We start from the raw sequence: 16,913 nt of genomic DNA on the forward strand, positions 1-16,913 counted from the left end.
GGTGGACGACGGATGCGTGGTACACAATGCGCGGCGCGGGTGCTCGGAGCGTGCGCGGTGGCGCTGACGCTAGCGCTGGCGGCGCCGGGTACGGCGCAGGCGGCCAATGGCGTGCTGTTCATCGACAGGGCGCCCCACCTGTCCCCGTCGGGTTGCTACCCGCTGGGGGACTTCGTGCCCTCCGAGGTCGCCAACTTCACCGACGAGACGGCCTTCGTGTGGTCGGGGCCCTCCTGCGACGGGCGGGTGAGAGCCACCGTCAAGCCGGGGGAGATGATGAACCCGGCCCCCGGTAGGAGCCTGTTCATCGCCTGACAGCCCGGTGCCGGCCCCGGACCGCTGCACGGCGGTCGGGGGCCGGCACCGGCACCGTGAAAGGCCGACAGATCCCAACCGGGCGCCGGCGATTCGTGAAAACAGCCGGGGCCGCTCCTTGCCTTACTTGGTTGGTTCTTGATGTATGTGGGGAGGCTGGGGAGCGAAGAGCGGACCTTGAAACCGGTGGCTGAGTGGTCGTCTCAGTTGGCGTGCAGGATGAGTACCCATACTCAGGTGTATCTGCGGGTGGCGCAGCATGCTGGCGGACATGCAGCGTCCTTCGGTGTGGTTGGATCTTGGACTCGCGATCGCGCTTCTACCGGTGTCGGTCATGCTTATCGCCTGGCTCGGGATGCATGTTTATGTTCTCGGGTGATGACTTCAAATCCCCCGGCATTCGTACTGCCCAAGCCGGGCGGCGCGGGGCGTGGAGCTGTGGTTGCGCAGCGGTCGTGGCGGGAGGTGGGTTGATCGGCCTGCGGTTGTGGATCGCTGGGTCCGTTCACCTGCTCGTTCTCGGTGCGGCGGCTGTTCTGTTTGCCGGCGTTGCTGCTCAGAATGGTTGATCACAGCGGTCGCCGGTAGCAGATCAGAGCGCTGGCGAGGCCGACGAAGGCGAGGAAGTGCTCGGCCTTGCGCTCGTAAAAGTCTGGGCCGACCAGGGCTTCGCCGGCCGCTTAGTCGACTGGACCGCCATCATCCTCGGCCGCGAGCTGGAGATCGTCCGCAAATCCCCCGACCAGCGCAGTTTCCAGGTCCAAACCCAAGCGGTGGGCTGTGGAGCGCACGTTCTCGTGGATCACCGCCCACCGGCGCCTTGCCCGGGTCTACGAGACCAGCCCGGCACACTCGGAGTCGATGATCCGATGGGCGATGATCGACATCATGGTTCGCCGCCTCACACGCAGAGAAACGGCTTCACGGCCAGGGCCCCGACCGCTCACGCGGATCCCTTCTCGGTGATCAACGGTTCTGCTGATGCAAACTTGAGTCGGCCAGTGACGCCACCAGAAAGTGCGGCCTCCAACGCGAGCAGCTCCTCGTCAGTGAGCTGCGGAACAGTCCAGTCGTTGCCCTGCACATGTGCGAGGAACCGCTGGTCCAGCGCCACGTGTGTCGACGGTCACGTAATTCGGCTCTGTCGGGGATCTTGTGACGTCACCTGTCCGACCTGGGTATCTACCAAGTGTGCGGTTCAGGGGGTTTGGGGCGGTTGCTGCCGCATTTAGCTGGTGTGGTGGTCGAGTCGATCGAGCGTGCGGCCGGGACGGTCACGTTCTGTGCTCACTCCGCGGTACCGACTGCGAGGTGCCCAAGATGCGGGGTGGTGTCGTGGCGTGTGCACGGCCGGTACGCGCGCCGGCTGGCTGACGTGCCCGTCGGCGGAGCCCCGGCGGTGGTCGAACTCGTGGTGCGCCGGTTCAAATGCATCAACCCGCAGTGTCCGGCCGTGACGTTCGCCGAGCAGATCGAAGGGCTGACCAGCCCGCATGCCCGGTACACACCATTGCTGCGCACGCTGCTCACGTCAATCGCCGCGTGTCTGGCGGGCCGGCCGGGTGCACGGCTCGCGGCCGCGCTGAGCATCCGCGTCGCCAAGGACAAGCTCCTTGAACTCCTTCGCGGGTTACCGGAGTTACCGCAGGTCAGCGTGCGCGTCCTGGGGGTCGACGACTTCGCGCTGCGCAAGGGCGACTCGTACGGCACGATCCTGGTGGACCTGGAAGGACGGTGCCCGGTCGATGTGCTGCCGGGCCGAGACGCCGAGCCGCTGGCCGCCTGGCTGCGCGGCCATCCGGAAGTCGAAGTCACTTGCCGTGACCGGGCCGGCTCCTACGCCGAAGGTGCCCGCAGCGGGGCTCCGCAGGCCCGGCAAGTGGCAGACGCCTGGCACCTGCTGCGCAACCTCGCCGAAGCAGTGGAGAAGACGGTCGGAGCCCATGACCAGTGCATCCGCAGGGCGTTCACGACGCCCACGGCCGTCACGGAGTGCGCCACCGCCCCCAGCGGGACGGCGGAGCCGCCCGTGGAGGAACCGTCGTTCGTCCTGCCGGACGGCACCCGGGACGTCCTCGGGCGTCCGAGGCGGCTGGTGGCCCGCACCACCGAGCGGTACACGGCGGTGCAGCAACTGCTGTCCGAGGGCAAGTCCCTGGCCGCGATCAGCCGCCGGCTGCGGCTGGACTACTCCACCGTCCGGCGCTCCGCCCGCGCCCGGAGTCTCGACGAACTGCTCGTCAAGGCCACCAACCGGGCATCCATTCTCGACGAACACAAGCCCTACCTGCACATACGCTGGGCGGAGGGTTGCCACGACATCCCACAGCTGCACCGCGAACTGCGCGCGCACGGCTTCACCGGCGACATCCAGTGCGTCCGTCGATACTTCCGCCCCTTCAAAAAGCCGCACACCCCCAAGCCGAAGAACCCGCCCACGCCCGCTCCCGAGCCGAGGCCGGCACCGAAACTCCGGCGCGTCGTCCGCTGGATCATGACCCACCCCGGACACCTCGCCGAGACCGACGCGGCCGAACTCCAAGAGATCCGGGCCGCCTGCCCACACCTCGACGCCACCGCACGCCATGTCCGCGACTTCGCGGACATGATGCACGACCTGCGCGGCAACGACCTGCCCGCATGGATGGACCGCGTCCTCACAGACGACCTGCCCGCCCTGCACTCCCTGGTCAACGGCATGAAACGGGACCTGGACGCCGTCACCGCCGGCCTATCTACGCCCTGGAGCTCTGGCCAGGTCGAGGGACACGTGACCAGAGCCAAGCTCCTCAAGCGCATGGGCTACGGCCGCGCCAATCTTGATCTGCTCCGCAGACGCATCCTCCTCAGGACGTGATCGCCAAGCCTCGCCATATGCTGCGGGCCATCTGCGGGCTGATGGAGGGGTCGGACACGGTGGGCGAATCGTTCTTGCTGGTCTGCGATGGCCTGCCGCACGCAGTAGTCCTGACTGGCTCTGGCCCCCGGACCATCGAGATAGTGAAACAACACCGGCCCGCGTTTCACTTCCCGCAAAATGGCGTTCAGGTCGACTCCTGGTCCGGCTGCGGGTAGCCGACCTCGGAGATGTCCTGGGCCAGGCCGGTCAAGCTGACCTCAGGGTTCAGCAACGACACGAGCTCCGGGCTCAGCGGCCGCAAGGCATACACCTGGCTCACGGCCTCCAGGTCCACGGGGACCTCGTAGTAGTCCTCGGCGAAGCGCTGGAACGCTTCTGGCGAACGGTCGACCAGGAGCTCGAACAGGCCCGTCGCTCCGTCAGGATCGACAGCGCGATCGGGGAAATCGATCGTCCCGTGATGCCACCGATCGTCCGTCGCTCCCCGCCACAAGCAGGCCGTCACGACAGGGACGCCGTCCTCGTCGGTGAACGCTGACTCCTCGACGAAGGGCTTGAAGAGCTCGGGGACCTCGTCGATCACTCCCAGCCAGGGCTCGCCGTCATTGTCATACGGGCTCATCGGCGATTCATGGTCGAAGCCACGTATATAAGCCCCGGCAGTCGAGAACACGATGGAGTACTCGTTTCCCGACCCGTTGCGCATCGAGGCCATCTCCTCGCCGTCGGCCCAATTGGCGTTCATGGAGTAGTACCGGTCTTCCCAGTCCGGGCTGAGGATCGCATCGAGCATCGCCAGTGAACGGCACAGGTCCCGCAGGTCGGCGATGGCAGGGAGCTGGCGAGCTACGTCATAGACAGTCACGTGCCCATCCAAGCCGATACCGGTGACAGCCAGGCCGCCACCAGGAACGTCGCGAACCACCCCAGTTCCAATATGCGTGGCCAGGTTCCAACTACCGTGTCCCGGCTCATCACAAGATCTCCGACAGAGCCGAATTACGTGACGCTGATCATGCAGATCGTGGGGAATTGTTTGACTGCTGACAGGAGCCAACGTCCTGTCCGGTGAATACCCGCTCTGCTCGGAAATCGTGAGCGTCCCCACGGAACGCGACGACGTCCTCCCCGATCCCGACTACCTCCAAGAGGGTGTCCAGGGCCTTGTCGGCTTGCTCGTGCGGTTGGGTGAGCCAGACATACGAGACGCCGAGCGGATTGCCGTCGTGCTTGCTGATCGCGAAGCTGAACCCATCCAGCCGGAACAGAACGACGTCGAGTTCGTCCAACCCGTCCCACGACCGCTCCACGTGCAGACGTAGCCGCTGGGCCACAGGCTGTACTGGCAGCGCCAGCGCTCCGACCATCTGGAACAGCGGAGCGGAGTGCTCCCAGACGCTGTACTGGTGGGCGGGGTTCTTGCCGGTGTAGTACGGCGGTTGTGTAGCCGGCTGCCAGTCGGGCTCAGGTCCCGGGACCTCGATATCTGTCACAGCAGTTCCTCCCCATGGCCCCAGCCGACTGGCGATCAACCTACCTTCACCTGGGTGGGTGGCGTCATGCGGCTCTGGTCAGGCCTGGTTGTGGTGGCTGAGGTGTGTATGGCGGGTGCCTGACCCCGCGGTCCGTCAGGATGGATGGCACCGTGGCGAGGCGACCCAAGACGAAGAAGAAGCGGCCCCCTTCGGCATACCGAAGGAGATCATCCTGCTGACTGGGCAAGACGTGTGGCCCTACACGTTCATCGCCGACGACTCGGGTGGCGGATGCGGCAAGGTCCCGATGCCCGCCGACGCGGCCCCTGAGGAGGTACAGACGGCGATCTTCACACAGCTTGCGGACCTCACCCGCATATTCCACGGCGTTGAGATCGACGTTGAGTGGTCCTCCCTGACGCCGGACTCGTGGGTAGGCCACATCCGGCGTGTCACCGCGGAGGAGCCTGCTCCGCCTGGCGCGGTACCTGAAGTCGGCTGACCACGGATCGGCTCACCGGGCACCGAAAACGTCATGCACTTCGACACCGAATCAGTCGGAACCGAGCCGTACACAGCCGAGGATCCCGGCCGGCAGGGCCAAGTTCGTGGTGCCAGCGCCTCAGAAATCGCGAACTTAGGCGCTTTAGTCGGCGACTACATCGGAGACAGCACCCGAGCCGAAATCGCCTACGCCCGGTCGCTGGGCAAACCCGTGCGGTTCACGCACCCCGAAGTCGACCCTGACGCCTGACCGCCCGCTGCCACCTCGACAACCAGGGCCGGCAGCCCGCCGCCTGACCGTCTCGCGGTGGCTTCGGCCGCCGCCCACCCCACACCCTCCGCGGGGAACCGGCGAAATGTGGTGTTGTGGGGTGACGGATTGAGGACGGGCCCAGAAACGGACCCCTATGTCGCGGCTACGGTGTCTTGTGCTCAGGGGGCCAGCCCGTGACGTCCAGCGACCCGGCCACCAGCTCCACTGGCCAGGTTTGCAAGACATGAACTCCAGCACCTGGGCGGTGTGGGGGATCGCAAGTTCGAGCGGCGGTTACGCGGACACGCGGTGGGTGCCGGCGAGAAGGGCGCGCAGAGGCGCGGTGTCGGGCGTGTCGGCGACGGCCGCGTCGAGGGCGTCGTCCATGTCCTTCTCCCACGCCTCGGGCAGGGTGAGTCCGGGCTGCCCCGACCACGCGATGTCCGGGGCGGCGTGTCCGGTCCCGGCGAGGCGCAGATGGATCATGCCCGCGAGCCCGTCGTAGACCTTGGGCCGGATGAAGTTGCGGGCCGATGCCCCGGTCAGCCGCGCCGCCTGGGTGGGCTTGGGTATACGGTCCGCGACCTCCATCCACAGCAGGCCCCGGTCGAACGCGTCGAGCACTTCCTCCAGACCGGGCAACTCAGCGTCCTCCACCTTCTCGGCCGGGGCACCCCGGCGTGCGGGCGCCGCCCCGTCCGCGACTTGCGCCGCAGAGCGCAGCGTCCTGGCGACGGCGAGCCGCAGCGGCCGGGACCAGCCCTCCGCGTCGGCGACCGCACGGGCCATGACAAGGTCGTCCCAACTCATGCGCCGCAGCCGCACCGCCTCGTGCGGCAGCGTGCGCGCCTCCAGCGTGGCGAACACCCGGTCCGGGTCGTGCAACAAGGTGAGCGCGGCCGGCTCGTCGGCCGACCCGTCGGTTCGGTCGTCGGCGGGCAGTTCCTCGATCAGGGCGATCCGTTCGGCGGTCGGCGGGTGCGAGTCGTACCGGTGTGGCCGCGGCGGACGCTGCCCGGCGGAGAGCGCAGCGAGCCGCTCCCCCGTTCGGGCGGCGAGCAGCCGTCGGAAACCGCCGTGGACCTCGCCCACCGGCGGCAGCGCTCCCAACGGCCCGCCCATCGCGGCGTACATCTCCAGGTAGTGGGTGTGCGCGGCGTCGAGCACCGGAAGGGTGCGTAGCGCAGCGGCCGTCGCGTCACGGCCCGCGTGCCGGGCGGCCACCTGGTCGGCTGCGAGCTCCTGGTGGCGGGCCACGGACTGCGAGGTCCGCAGGAACATCCGGGCGTAGCCGATGTACAGGGCGCCGATCGCGTAGTGCAGCTGAGTACTGCCCTCGCGGAACACCTCCACCGTGTGCAGTACCGCCTCCCGGCCGCGCATCGTGACACCGCCGAGCCGGGTGTCGAGGTTGCCGTAGTGCCCGAACTCGTGGGCGAGGACGGCGCGCAGCCGCGGGACGGTCAGCCCGGCGAGCAGCGGCAGGCCCAAGAACATACGGCGCCGTCCGGACAACAGCCCCAGCAGGCGGCTCTGTTCAGCGACCCCCGCGTTGACCTCGGGGACCAGGTAGCGCTCGTCCGGCGGCCGCTCCCCCGTCACCTCGGCGGCGGCGCACACCTGTTCCCACAGCTCGGGCTGGTCCTGCGGCGTGACCGCCACCCCATGCGGCACCCGGCGCAGACGCCCGGCCCGCAGAAAGGCGAACATGCCCCGCAGAATCGCCACCGCCAGCAGAACGGTGACGGTCAGGACCGCGCCCTCGAACCAGGCCGCCCGCGCGGTGAACAACCGTGTCACCAGCAGCCAGTCGAGCACCGCCATGGCCGCCAGCAGAACCACGCCCATCAGAAAGAAGCCGGCCAGCAGCACGAGCGCGCGGACAGCGCGCAGCCGGAACGTCGTCGGAAGATCCCCCACAGGGCTCGGCCAGCCCGAACGGGCCAACGACGCTCGCGGATCCTACCCCCAGCTCTCCGAGCAGGTCCGCCGCCCCCCTTTGACCACGGCAGGCGCCGCGCCCGCGGAACCCAGCCACATGGACTCGCTGGGAATCCCCCTGGCTCATCGCGGGACCTACACATGATCAGAGCCGCATTTCACCAGGTCAGCGAATTCCGTCGGCTGCCGTCCGCAGGCATCCCTTGGAATTGATCATCTAGCTCAACCGAACGGTGTGACCAAGGACCACACGCCGAACCACTGCTCGGCGCCCCACTCCTCGAACCGCTCCACCTCGGTGAACCCCAGCTTCGCCGCGAGGCGCATCGAGCGCTCGTTGGCGGTCTGGGTGCAGAGCACCACCGGCTCGCCGGGGAGCGCGTCGGCGAACCAGTCGAGTGCCGCTGCGCACGCCTCGGCGGCGTACCCGCATCCCCACGCTTCCGGCAGGAACATGTAGCCGAGCTCGGCCTCCCCGGCCTCCAGACGAACGTGTCCCGGACGCTCCGCGTCGCGCCGATCGAGAAGCGTGATCGTGCCGATCATCGCTCCGTCGAGAGCGACCACGAAAAGGCCAGGGCGCCGCCCGGGTATCTCGGGCACTGCGCGTTCGAGCTCATCACGCGGTCGAGGGCCACCGAGGTAGGTGCGCACCTCTGGCGAGGCGAACAGCTCGATGAACGCCGCACGGTCACGGGCCTCGGACTCGCGGAGTACGAGTCGTTCGGTCCTGATCGGAGCAGGTGGCCAGGCGACGGGTCCGAGCTCGGTCATGGCGGGCAACCTATCGCTCGCCCGTGGGGGTGATCCGAAGGAAGAGGTCCCAGCCCCGGAGTTCTCCTCTCGCCGAGTCCTCGCCCACGAGGACCTGGACGACGCCGTCACCTACCTCACCGATGCCCTGACCAGCCCCGCAGGCGATCAGCGATCCCTTCTGGCGTCAACGCCGTTGCGCTAACGCTGTGATCTGCGGGGCAAGGGGGTTGGGCGAGGCAATGAGGTCACGGTAGCCCGGCCGGTCACGCGTGCGGTGGCACCGCCCGTGAGCCGAGCGATTCAAGCCGAGGACGGCCGAAACGTCAGTCAGTGGGCGGGTCAGACCCCCGAGCGGTGCCAGGTCACAGTCTCAATGTCGGTGGGGGATGTCATCCTCGGCTCCATGGATCACTCTGCGCGGATCACCGCGTTCACAGGTCTCGTCGGACCGCCGCCCGGCCCGGCGCCCGCCGTCGACTGGGCGGCGGTCGAGGGCTGGCTCGGCACCCCGCTGCCCGGTGACTACAAGGCGCTCGTGTCGGCGTACGGTGCGGCCGAGATAGGCGGCCCGGGCGCGGCGATCCGGCTGCACCCCCCGTGCGTCAGCACCGACGGCCGCTTCGAGTACGCAGCATGGATCGTCGAGACGCACCGGCACTCGGCGATCCGGCCCGGCATGTTCACCGCGCGTCGGCGCCCCTTCCTGCCCGAGGAGGGCGGCCTGCTCGCCTTCGCCACGACGAGGAGCGGCGACCACCTCTTCTGGAACACGGGCGCGTCGGACGACCCCGACGAGTGGCCGGTCACGCTCATGACCACGAATGTGGCAGTCGGGGTGAGCGAGCCCTGGGTGGACTACGAAGTCCCGTTCCTGGAGCTGCTGTTCACGCTGCTGCGCACCGGCGTGCCGCACCCGGGCGAGCCCGGCGGGCTGCTGGGCCCGCTGTCCTCACAGATACGGGTCTGGCCGCCGCTGGCCGGGGCCGCACCCTGGTCGCCACCGCCTGCGGGCACCGCCGTGGACGCGCGGCAGCACGCGGCGCTCACCGAGGGCTCGGGCCTCGACGCCGTCATGGCGCTGGTTCCACCGCCCCTGGAGCCGTATCTGGGCGAGGGCACATGGGAGCAGGTCTTCGAGCGGCTCGGCACCCGGCTGCCGCCGGACTTCGTGGCGCTCGCGGAGCTGTACGGGGCGGGCAACTGGAGCTGGTGGCTGGACATGAGCGCCCCACTGTCCCTGGACCGGCCACGGGAGCAGGGGCTCGCGGCCACCGTCGAGGGCATGCTTGACGGATACCGCCAACTGCGCGCCGCCCATCCCCAGTACTACCCGATGCCCGCGTGGCCCGAGCCCGGCGGCTTCCTGCCGTTCGCGTCGACGATCGACGGGGACCAGATCGGCTGGTGCGCGGACGGCCCGCCCGAGACATGGCGCGTAGCCGTCGACCCACGCCACTGGGACCAAGGACCGCCCCTGCCGGGCGACTTCACGGCGACCCTGCTCACGTGGTTGCGCGGAGGCCCCGCCGAATCCGGCTTCCCCGGTCTGACCGGCCGGGACCTGCATCCGCTGGACGTCATGTTCTTCGAACCGTTCGGGCCGGACGCGCCGTGGTGAAGGCCCCTCGTCACCACGGGCTGGGGCCTCAGCACCGTTGCGTTAGGGCCATGAGCGGCTGTTGAGGCCGTGGGCGAAGAACGCGACGGTGGTGCGGACGGTGTAGTTCTGGGCCTTGTGGGGGTGTTGTCCCGCGTTCGGGCCGTACTTGCTGGTGGGGTTCTTTCGGGTGTGGGCCTTCACCCGTTGCCGTCGGTGGGCGGGCAGGAGGTCGCTCAGGGCCGCGAGGCCGATCGTGCCGACCAGGTCGACGAGGGTGCTGGGGAAGATTCCATGGCTCGCGGTGACGGTGTCGGTTGCGGCGGCCAGCAGGACGGTGAAGCTTATCCGTTCCATGGGTATGTCCGGCCGCCCGGTCAGGGCGTCGTCGCTGGCGCGGATCAGGGCCTGGTAGGCGGTGAGCAGGGCGTAGACCTCCTGGTCAAGGCCGTCGATGCTGTGGGAGCGCAGGACACGGCCGTCGAGCATCGTGGCCTTGATCGAAAAATATGCAGTTTCTGCCTGCCACCTGCGGTGATAGAGATCAACGAGCTCGGTGGCCGGATACTTGACGGGGTCCAGCAGATTGGTGATCAGCCGCCACTGCTCGGTGCGGACGGTGCCGTCGGCCAGGGTGACGGTGAGGGTCGCCTCGATCACGCGGACCGGCAGCAGTACCCGGAGGACGCCGTAGCCGATGCGGGCGATGTAGGAACCGTCGCCCAGGTGCTCGGCGGAGGTGGGGACACGGTGGGCCCCGGAACGCACGAGGAACCGCGCCCCGCTTTGATGGACGGCATGAAGGAACTCGTTGCCGTCGAAGGCCGCGCCGGCCAGCAGGAGCATCGTCTTGTCCAGGGCAGGCAGAAGCCTCTTGGCATAGGGGAGTTCTCGCTCGGACTCCGGTCCGAAGGCGGCGGTAATGAGCGCTCGGGTGCCACACTCGACCAAGGCCAGCAGCCGCAGCACCCTGCGCCACGGCGTCCAGGGCGTCGACCCGCACGCGACCGCGACCCTGCACGCCGTCCGCGTCGCCGCCATCCTCCAGCCAGCCGTCCCCGCAACCGAGCCGCCGCCCTTCCCCCACAACACCGAACGGCTGCTCCAGCTCATGACCAACTGGCGGGAAGCCGCCCTGGAGCTGGGCGAGTTCGCCCCCGCCCCCGCCCTGCAGCTCCTGCCCGGCGGGAAGGACACCTGAGACAACCGCGAGGATGAGGACGGAGGCGAACCCCAGGAGGCAGTCGCCGATGGGCCGGACACTCTGCAGGCTGGTTCAAGCCGAGGCTCGCGCACGCCGATGAGAAGGATGTCCCAGTTGAGATCCGCAAGTAGGACAGCAGATGACAGTCCCCCGCACAAGATCCCAGTGGGCTGCTGCCGTTCGCGCGGCACTGGAAGTTCGACAGCTCGCGCCCGCTGACGTACGCGTCACGGTCCGGGCCCGGTACAACACCCGCGTGCGATTCCGCTGTCTCCGCTGCAATCAGCCAGGACAGTGCAGAGTCGCAGATCTGATCGACTTTCCGCTCTGGTTCGGCGACTCAAGCTCCACCCCGGGTAAGCACCGGACCGTGCTGCAACGCATGGGCCTGACTCCCGAACTGCGCCGCGTCGAGACAGGCGGCAGCCCGATGCGCTTCGTCGACGAACGCGGCCGGACACTGCTGCACCTGCCAGCCGAGTTCGCCGGAGGCGAGATAGAGGTGCTCCGCGGGGATCTGGCCTAGGTGCTGTACGAGCACAGCCGCCCCCACACCGAGCACATCTTCGGCGACTCGATCACCCGCCTCACTGAGACGCCCTCCGGCGTGCGGGTCGACTTCCAGCATGGAATCTCACGGGACTTCGACCTGGTCATCGGCGCGGACGGATTGCACTCCAGCGTCCGTCGCCTCGCTTTCGGCCCAGAGGAGGACTATGTGAGCCACCTCGGCTACTACGCCGCCATCTGGCAGCTGCCCAATGACCTGGGCGTGCGAAAGGGGTCGGTGGGATACAACGTGCCGGGGCGTTTCGCCTCCGTGGGAGCCGACCACCGGGACCCTGCACAGGCAGGGGCGTTCGTCGTCTTCGCCGCGCCCGAACTGTCGTACGACCGCCATGATCCCGAACAGCAGAAACGCCTGATCGACAACGCGTTCGCCGGTCTCGGCTGGGAGGTGCCCAGCCTGCTCACCTCACTGCGGCAGGCCCCCGACCTGTACTTCGACTCGATCAGCCGCGCAGACGTAGATACCTGGTCCACAGGGCGAGTATGCCTCGTCGGTGATGCCGCCTGCGGGGCCACCATCGGCGGCATGGGGACGGGAACCGCAGTGGTCGCCGCCTACGTGCTGGCCGGCGAACTCGCGCGAGCCCAGGGCGATTACCGGGCGGCCTTCACCCGGTACGAAGGCAGGCTTCGGAAGTACGCCCAGACCTGCCAGGCAGGCGGCGACCGCACCGGTAGGTTCCTCGCCCCCGGCACCGCCACCCGCATACGTCTCCGCAACACCCTGCTGTCCCGCCCCTTGTTCCTGAACGGAATGCTCAAGCTGGGGGAGAAGATCAGCAGCACTGTGGACCTGCCCGACTATCCGGTTGACACCAGCCGCGTCGTGCGATGACTTGATCACGGCGGACGCCCGAAAGCCGTCGGTTCTCCGGGCGCGAGCCGAGCAACGAGGTTTGCGTTTGGTGGAATGGCCCAGCCGAACCGGCACCTCGCCCTACTGCGTGCCGCTTGCCGGGAGGGCCAACTCGGGCAACTGCTGCGAAGCGCTCGCTGGGAGGCCGACGAGGTGCGCGACGAAGTGCGTTCCTACATGGTGGACCACCTCGGCGGGCCACGCGAGCGTTCTCGCGTGGCCCGGCGCTGCTGTCCGGGCTGGCGTAGGTCACACGGCGGCGGCAACCGACTGTGAATCCCCTCTCCGCAAGCGCCGCGGATTGGCCCCGGACGCCCCGGGTAGGTCATGGCTCTCACGTACCGCCTGGCTCCGCTGCGGCGCCTCGTCGTACGCGTGAAGTCACCAGATCCTGGGGGGCGTTGAGGGGGAGTGAGCGTGACGAAGAACCGGGTGCGCCTGAGCGGCGGCGCCGACTGGCAGACGGACTTCCGCCGCCGCACCACCGGCCGCGCGCCGCGCCCTGCGATGGAGATCGCCACGGTGCGCCGCATGCTGAACCACACGCTGACGGAGCTAAAGCGGGCCATCGGCCGGCACTCCGTCGCGGCGGCGGCGGCCGACTTGTACGCGCTGGCCTGGCAGCAGGCGGCAGGGGCACCGCCCAGCGAGACCAGGCAGCAGCGGGCGCTCCTGCAGTCCTACAAGGAGATCCTTGGGTCCCGCAGGTGGCAGGAGACGGAGCGGCTCCAGGCGTCATCCGCCCCGCCATCAGTCACATCACGCCCTGGCCGAACCGCCGCTCCCCCGCCCCGGACGACGCGTACCGACCGGATGGAAAAGCAGAAGCCGGTCTGGACCTCGGAACAGCAGAACCGGCCGAAGAAGACTCTGTCCCCGGGCGCGAGGCGGACTGCACGCCCCGCCCCTGCAGCAGCGGCGACCGAACGGCCATCTCGCCCGGCGCAGCCCGCTCTGCTGGACACCGCACGGCTGTACGAGATCGCGACCGGACTGCGGCCGCTGCTGGAGGAGGCAGCGAAGGCCGGCGCCACCACCAGTTGGCCCCTGATCCGCAAGCGCCTGCCCGGCCTGCCCCGGCTCCACCCCGACGACGAGTCCGTGATTCTGTAGCTGGTGAACGAAGACCGACAAGAAGGAGAACCGCTCCTAGCCGCCCTCGTCACCACCGGCAACCGGCAGATGCACCCGCGCTTTCCCGTCATCGCCGAACAACTCGGCCTGCCCTGCGGCACGAACACCACACAGCAGCAGACGACATGGAGCTACGAGGTCCTGAAGGTCCACCAGCACTGGCGCCACCGAAGGCGATGACCCACGACGCAAGGAAGCTACCGTCCGCACGAACCACTGTCGGACGCTGCGGGAAGCCACTCGCCTCGTGGATGCTTCCACGGTCAGCTCGCGCAGAGGGATGCCCTGCTCGGACATGACCTGGGTAGCGTGGAGGCATGAAGAGCGGCGGACGGCAGCGACGGGACGGTTCCTCCAAGCGCGTGCAGCTCACAAGCGGGGACCATGGCGGGCCGAAGGACAAGAAGTCAAAAGGCCGACGCAAGACCAGCCCCCCCGGCGGGAAAGCCTCGCGCGCCGCAAGCCTGCGCGAAGTCGAACGCTTCCGGGAATCCATCCGCGCCGCCGAACAGCGCCGCGCCGCACGCCAGGACTCCCCCACAGAGGCGCCCCCGGCCGACACGGAACGGCACACGCCTACGGAGGAGCACCTCGCCGCCTCGGACGTGGCTCTGCAGGTTCACCTCGCCGCCTGCATCCAGGCAGCCCAGAACCAGGACTGGGGCCTCCTCAAGGACACTGCCCGCCAGCTCGCCGAGGCCGCCGCGCAATTGAACGCCGAAACCCGGTCAGGACAAGGCACCCAACAGGACAACGTCGTTTAGCCAAAAGCCACGCCCCGACCAGCACCATGACGCGCACCCTGCTGAACATCGACAGCGCCAGCTGCTCCAACCACGACGGCGACAGCGAACAGGCCTGCCGCTGTACGGTCGCCGTCCTGACCAGGCTGCCGGACGGCTACCGCACCGGCCTGGTCCGCCGCCGCGTCCTGGACCTGTACGAGGCCATCCCCGCCCAACACCACGGCGAGCGTGCCGTGCGGGAGCTCCGGAACGTCCTGGCTGCCTATGACGTTCCGCAGCGGAAGCCACACGAGGCTGGTCCCCTCGGAGGGCCGTCATCTGTCTTGCGGCCGCCACCGGTGGAAGAAGGTTAGGCCCGGTCCGGCACCGAGAGGGAGCGGGACGCCAGTGAGCAGCGTGCCGACATCGATGCCCTGCCCGGGCCGCAGCACGGTGAAGCCGTCCAACCTTGAGTTGTGTCAACGAGGTTTGATCGGCAAGGCCCTGAGTCACGGCCGCTGGTACCGCAGCGTACCTGCCGACTGGCACTCCTCGACGACCCCACGTAGGGATGGGCGTCATGGGCTGCGGCGGGCCCCCGTCGATACTTTGAATCCTTGGATTGAAAGTATTGGACATCACCCTGCATCCATATTCGCTACATCTAAGGGTTGCGTTGCGAAGGCTCCGGGCTCTACCGTCATTTCATCGCCCCGGGGTGAAGGACCGCGGGGCAGCGGATCGGGGGTTCGGCATGCTCAACATCGGACTTGGCAACTACCGGACGTGGCCGGAGGACGAGTACGGGAAGTCGTCGGCCGGGTGGCGCCCGGGTCTGTCCGACGAGGAGGTGTACGCGGCGGCGAACGGCCGCTGGAAGCTGGGGACACGGGCGGACCGGGAACGGTACGTGGTGTTCAGCGCCATGGGGATCGTCGTCCTGGCCGTGGAGATCGATCACATCTCAGATCCCGCCCCGGACGGTCGCCGCACGATCCACGGGGCGATCCTCAAGCCCGGCAATCCGGTGTACGACAAGTACGTGGGCAACGAGTCCCCGGTCGACAAGAGTCAGAACCCGGTGCAGTACTTCGACTCCCCGTTCGATCGCACCAACTGCGCGTGCGGATGCGGCGAGGAGGTCCCGTCCGGACGCGACTTCTTGCCTGGGCACGATCAGATTGCAATTCACAAGCGGGTAAAGCTGGTCGGCGGCGTCCTGCCGTTCATGGACTGGTTCGATGCAACCTGGCCCGAAGCCAAGACGCAAGCTTGATGGACTCCGCTTCGCCTGCTCAGCGCGGACGGCACGCGTCAATCGCGGCGCGTACCGCGTCCGCCTGCGGCCACTCCTCTTCGTGAACTTCGGCAGGCGGCCGCCCGGTGTGCACGAGGAAGTCGGTCGCGGCAGCGACCGACTCCGGTGTCGCGTAGACGCGCCGGAGTGAGATGACCGGCTCGCGGGGCATCGAGTATCCGGGGCCGACGTAGGCATACGCCCAGCCCGTCTCCTCCTCCCAGAGGAGACGGATTCCGCCCGAGCCGACGCAGCGCCTCACATCCCACCCCGTCCGGATACGCATCCGCTCATCCGGGCGGGCGCCCAGGTCGAGGCGGACGATGCCCGGCGGGACACCACGGCCGACCAGCGCTGGGGCCACCGCGGTGGCATACGGCCAGTGCGGCAAAGTGCGGGGCAACAGGCCTGGAAGTCCGGGCGGTTGGAGCAGCATGAGTCTCGCCTCCACGACGGGGTCAGGCAGGTCAGGAGACACGCAGGAGCGGGGTGGCGGGGCGGATCGCGCCGGGCCCGACGTTCGGGACATGCGACGCATGTTCCACCGCGAAACCGCGTGGCACAACGAGCCCGCCATCGACCGGCTGTGGGACAAGGAGGAGCTCACCGGCGAAGAAGCCGCACACGAGCAAATGTGGGCTCATCGCCCGTGCACTCCCCTGCGCAGCGCGATCCTGACCCGCGCCATGTCGCTGTGGTACAAGTCCGACATCTACCCGGACTGACTACCCCCGCGCGACGGCAGTGCACCTCCGTGGCTGGCCTGGGAGACCAGCGGCAAGCAGCCCGGCGCCACGCAGATCGGCGCACTGCTGACCACCTCTGCCATCGCCATCTTTGGCGCCGTCTTCCAGGATCAGGGCCCGCACGAGGGCCTGCTCACTCTCAACGGCGGCTGAGTACGCCTGAAGTCTGCTCACTGCACCGAGTCCTGCTGACCCTCGGCTTGACAACGCCGAGGCGGCACCAGCAATCGTCCCCGCTCCAGGGCTGGCCCATCACAGTGGGAGCGTTATGCCGAGTTCCTGCATGGCGCTGGAAGGCGGGCCGCCTTCGGAGCGTTCGGTCTTGTAGCCCTTGACCCGGGGTTCAAGGGTACGGGGATCGACGGCCTCGGCAGGAGCACTCTTGGCGTACAGGCCCACGGGCTGGCTGTCGCGGTCGTGGGGCAGGAGCCAGAAGACGCGGCGGCGGAACGTGCCGGAGGCGCGCGAGGGTTTGGCAGTGGAGCCCAGGAGCACGTAGCCGACCATGCGGCCGTCGCGGTGATAGGCCGGCTTTCCCTTGCGGGTGGGGAGCCGGTCCAGGCTCTGGCGGACGTAGTCGAGGTGGTCGATGTCCTCCAGCCACACGATGTCGGCTTCGTGGCTGATCTCGTCCTCGGTAATCAGGGAGCTCATGCGCGGCCCCTCTCCTCGTCGGTGAG

Annotated in this window: 22 protein-coding genes and 1 pseudogene; 15 read left to right on the forward strand and 8 right to left on the reverse strand. The window is 68.4% G+C overall.

What is annotated here, in order from left to right; genetic code table 11:
• The first annotated feature begins 12 nt into the window (after positions 1–12).
• Entirely contained in the window at positions 13–315 is a 303-nt protein-coding gene (locus AAFF41_RS00410) for a hypothetical protein (protein ID WP_319752570.1), read from the forward strand.
• Between the two features lie 650 nt (positions 316–965).
• Positions 966–1,281 (forward strand): annotated as a pseudogene (locus AAFF41_RS00415) (transposase); the annotation flags it as partial.
• Here the strand turns inward: AAFF41_RS00415 and AAFF41_RS00420 are convergent.
• Complete coding sequence (locus tag AAFF41_RS00420; protein ID WP_319752572.1) at positions 1,259–1,429, reverse strand: hypothetical protein; 171 nt, start codon at positions 1,427–1,429, stop codon at positions 1,259–1,261. The pseudogene AAFF41_RS00415 and the gene AAFF41_RS00420 sit on opposite strands and share 23 nt — an antisense overlap.
• 126 nt (positions 1,430–1,555) lie before the next feature.
• Between AAFF41_RS00420 and AAFF41_RS00425 the strand changes: the two genes are divergently transcribed.
• Positions 1,556–3,172, forward strand: coding sequence for an ISL3 family transposase (locus tag AAFF41_RS00425; RefSeq protein ID WP_343323194.1), 1,617 nt, complete (start codon positions 1,556–1,558; stop codon positions 3,170–3,172).
• A gap of 187 nt (positions 3,173–3,359) precedes the next feature.
• Here AAFF41_RS00425 and AAFF41_RS00430 read toward each other — a convergent pair whose 3' ends face one another.
• Complete coding sequence (locus AAFF41_RS00430) at positions 3,360–4,040, reverse strand: hypothetical protein (protein ID WP_319752573.1); 681 nt, start codon at positions 4,038–4,040, stop codon at positions 3,360–3,362.
• Between the two features lie 148 nt (positions 4,041–4,188).
• Positions 4,189–4,668, reverse strand: coding sequence for a hypothetical protein (locus AAFF41_RS00435; protein ID WP_319752574.1), 480 nt, complete (start codon positions 4,666–4,668; stop codon positions 4,189–4,191).
• 115 nt (positions 4,669–4,783) lie between these two features.
• Between AAFF41_RS00435 and AAFF41_RS00440 the strand changes: the two genes are divergently transcribed.
• The gene (locus tag AAFF41_RS00440; RefSeq protein WP_343323195.1) at positions 4,784–5,152 is read left to right on the forward strand and encodes a hypothetical protein; all 369 of its coding nucleotides are present in this window, start codon (positions 4,784–4,786) and stop codon (positions 5,150–5,152) included.
• Between the two features lie 33 nt (positions 5,153–5,185).
• A complete protein-coding gene (locus AAFF41_RS00445; protein WP_319752611.1) occupies positions 5,186–5,404 on the forward strand; it encodes a hypothetical protein in 219 nt (72 codons plus the stop codon).
• 297 nt (positions 5,405–5,701) lie between these two features.
• On the opposite strand, the gene AAFF41_RS00450 is transcribed toward AAFF41_RS00445, so the two are convergent.
• Positions 5,702–7,327 (reverse strand): M48 family metalloprotease, encoded by a 1,626-nt coding sequence (locus AAFF41_RS00450; protein ID WP_343323196.1) that lies wholly within the window; start codon positions 7,325–7,327, stop codon positions 5,702–5,704.
• A gap of 243 nt (positions 7,328–7,570) precedes the next feature.
• The gene (locus tag AAFF41_RS00455) at positions 7,571–8,122 is read right to left on the reverse strand and encodes a GNAT family N-acetyltransferase (protein ID WP_319752577.1); all 552 of its coding nucleotides are present in this window, start codon (positions 8,120–8,122) and stop codon (positions 7,571–7,573) included.
• A 385-nt stretch (positions 8,123–8,507) separates the two neighbouring features.
• Here AAFF41_RS00455 and AAFF41_RS00460 point away from each other — a divergent pair, with 385 nt between their 5' ends.
• Positions 8,508–9,722 carry an SMI1/KNR4 family protein gene (locus AAFF41_RS00460; RefSeq protein ID WP_319752578.1) on the forward strand — a complete coding sequence of 405 codons (1,215 nt, stop codon included), beginning with the start codon at positions 8,508–8,510 and terminating at the stop codon, positions 9,720–9,722.
• Between the two features lie 42 nt (positions 9,723–9,764).
• On the opposite strand, the gene AAFF41_RS00465 is transcribed toward AAFF41_RS00460, so the two are convergent.
• Complete coding sequence (locus tag AAFF41_RS00465; protein WP_343323197.1) at positions 9,765–10,742, reverse strand: transposase; 978 nt, start codon at positions 10,740–10,742, stop codon at positions 9,765–9,767.
• Here AAFF41_RS00465 and AAFF41_RS00470 point away from each other — a divergent pair.
• The 8 genes from AAFF41_RS00470 to AAFF41_RS00505 all read left to right on the forward strand — a co-directional run bounded on the left by AAFF41_RS00470 (position 10,636) and on the right by AAFF41_RS00505 (position 15,466).
• Positions 10,636–10,902: a hypothetical protein gene (locus tag AAFF41_RS00470; RefSeq protein WP_343323198.1), complete on the forward strand. Its 267-nt coding sequence runs from the start codon at positions 10,636–10,638 to the stop codon at positions 10,900–10,902. The two genes, AAFF41_RS00465 and AAFF41_RS00470, sit on opposite strands and share 107 nt — an antisense overlap.
• Positions 10,903–11,275: 373 nt before the next feature.
• On the forward strand, positions 11,276–11,431 hold the full coding sequence (locus AAFF41_RS00475; RefSeq protein WP_343323199.1) for a hypothetical protein: 156 nt from the start codon (positions 11,276–11,278) through the stop codon (positions 11,429–11,431).
• A complete protein-coding gene (locus AAFF41_RS00480) occupies positions 11,432–12,310 on the forward strand; it encodes a Rossmann-fold NAD(P)-binding domain-containing protein (protein ID WP_343323200.1) in 879 nt (292 codons plus the stop codon).
• Positions 12,311–12,748: 438 nt separating this feature from the next.
• Positions 12,749–13,444, forward strand: coding sequence for a hypothetical protein (locus tag AAFF41_RS00485; RefSeq protein ID WP_343323201.1), 696 nt, complete (start codon positions 12,749–12,751; stop codon positions 13,442–13,444).
• A gap of 3 nt (positions 13,445–13,447) precedes the next feature.
• Positions 13,448–13,645 carry a hypothetical protein gene (locus AAFF41_RS00490; RefSeq protein ID WP_319752583.1) on the forward strand — a complete coding sequence of 66 codons (198 nt, stop codon included), beginning with the start codon at positions 13,448–13,450 and terminating at the stop codon, positions 13,643–13,645.
• Between the two features lie 137 nt (positions 13,646–13,782).
• A complete protein-coding gene (locus AAFF41_RS00495; protein WP_343323202.1) occupies positions 13,783–14,229 on the forward strand; it encodes a hypothetical protein in 447 nt (148 codons plus the stop codon).
• A 26-nt stretch (positions 14,230–14,255) separates the two neighbouring features.
• A complete protein-coding gene (locus tag AAFF41_RS00500) occupies positions 14,256–14,564 on the forward strand; it encodes a hypothetical protein (RefSeq protein ID WP_343323203.1) in 309 nt (102 codons plus the stop codon).
• Between the two features lie 380 nt (positions 14,565–14,944).
• A complete protein-coding gene (locus tag AAFF41_RS00505; RefSeq protein ID WP_319752586.1) occupies positions 14,945–15,466 on the forward strand; it encodes a hypothetical protein in 522 nt (173 codons plus the stop codon).
• Positions 15,467–15,485: 19 nt separating this feature from the next.
• Here AAFF41_RS00505 and AAFF41_RS00510 read toward each other — a convergent pair whose 3' ends face one another.
• Positions 15,486–15,851, reverse strand: coding sequence for a hypothetical protein (locus AAFF41_RS00510; RefSeq protein ID WP_343323204.1), 366 nt, complete (start codon positions 15,849–15,851; stop codon positions 15,486–15,488).
• A 163-nt stretch (positions 15,852–16,014) separates the two neighbouring features.
• Between AAFF41_RS00510 and AAFF41_RS00515 the strand changes: the two genes are divergently transcribed.
• A complete protein-coding gene (locus AAFF41_RS00515; protein ID WP_319752587.1) occupies positions 16,015–16,212 on the forward strand; it encodes a hypothetical protein in 198 nt (65 codons plus the stop codon).
• Positions 16,213–16,485: 273 nt separating this feature from the next.
• Here the strand turns inward: AAFF41_RS00515 and AAFF41_RS00520 are convergent, their stop codons facing one another.
• Positions 16,486–16,887 carry a DUF6009 family protein gene (locus AAFF41_RS00520; protein WP_319752588.1) on the reverse strand — a complete coding sequence of 134 codons (402 nt, stop codon included), beginning with the start codon at positions 16,885–16,887 and terminating at the stop codon, positions 16,486–16,488.
• Positions 16,888–16,913: the final 26 nt, after the last annotated feature.

Origin of the sequence: Streptomyces mirabilis, assembly GCF_039503195.1 — a bacterium.
GTDB lineage: Bacteria > Actinomycetota > Actinomycetes > Streptomycetales > Streptomycetaceae > Streptomyces > Streptomyces mirabilis_D.

What these genes read in the sequence shown, in the direction of transcription:
- AAFF41_RS00500 (WP_343323203.1), top strand. Translation starts at nt 14,256, where the DNA reads ATGACGCGCACCCTGCTGAACATCGACAGCGCCAGCTGCTCCAACCAC.
- AAFF41_RS00410 (WP_319752570.1), top strand. Translation starts at nt 13, where the DNA reads ATGCGTGGTACACAATGCGCGGCGCGGGTGCTCGGAGCGTGCGCGGTG.
- AAFF41_RS00505 (WP_319752586.1), top strand. Translation starts at nt 14,945, where the DNA reads ATGCTCAACATCGGACTTGGCAACTACCGGACGTGGCCGGAGGACGAG.
- AAFF41_RS00455 (WP_319752577.1), bottom strand. Translation starts at nt 8,122, where the DNA reads ATGACCGAGCTCGGACCCGTCGCCTGGCCACCTGCTCCGATCAGGACC.
- AAFF41_RS00515 (WP_319752587.1), top strand. Translation starts at nt 16,015, where the DNA reads ATGCGACGCATGTTCCACCGCGAAACCGCGTGGCACAACGAGCCCGCC.
- AAFF41_RS00495 (WP_343323202.1), top strand. Translation starts at nt 13,783, where the DNA reads ATGAAGAGCGGCGGACGGCAGCGACGGGACGGTTCCTCCAAGCGCGTG.
- AAFF41_RS00445 (WP_319752611.1), top strand. Translation starts at nt 5,186, where the DNA reads ATGCACTTCGACACCGAATCAGTCGGAACCGAGCCGTACACAGCCGAG.
- AAFF41_RS00465 (WP_343323197.1), bottom strand. Translation starts at nt 10,742, where the DNA reads ATGGCGGCGACGCGGACGGCGTGCAGGGTCGCGGTCGCGTGCGGGTCG.
- AAFF41_RS00520 (WP_319752588.1), bottom strand. Translation starts at nt 16,887, where the DNA reads ATGAGCTCCCTGATTACCGAGGACGAGATCAGCCACGAAGCCGACATC.
- AAFF41_RS00460 (WP_319752578.1), top strand. Translation starts at nt 8,508, where the DNA reads ATGGATCACTCTGCGCGGATCACCGCGTTCACAGGTCTCGTCGGACCG.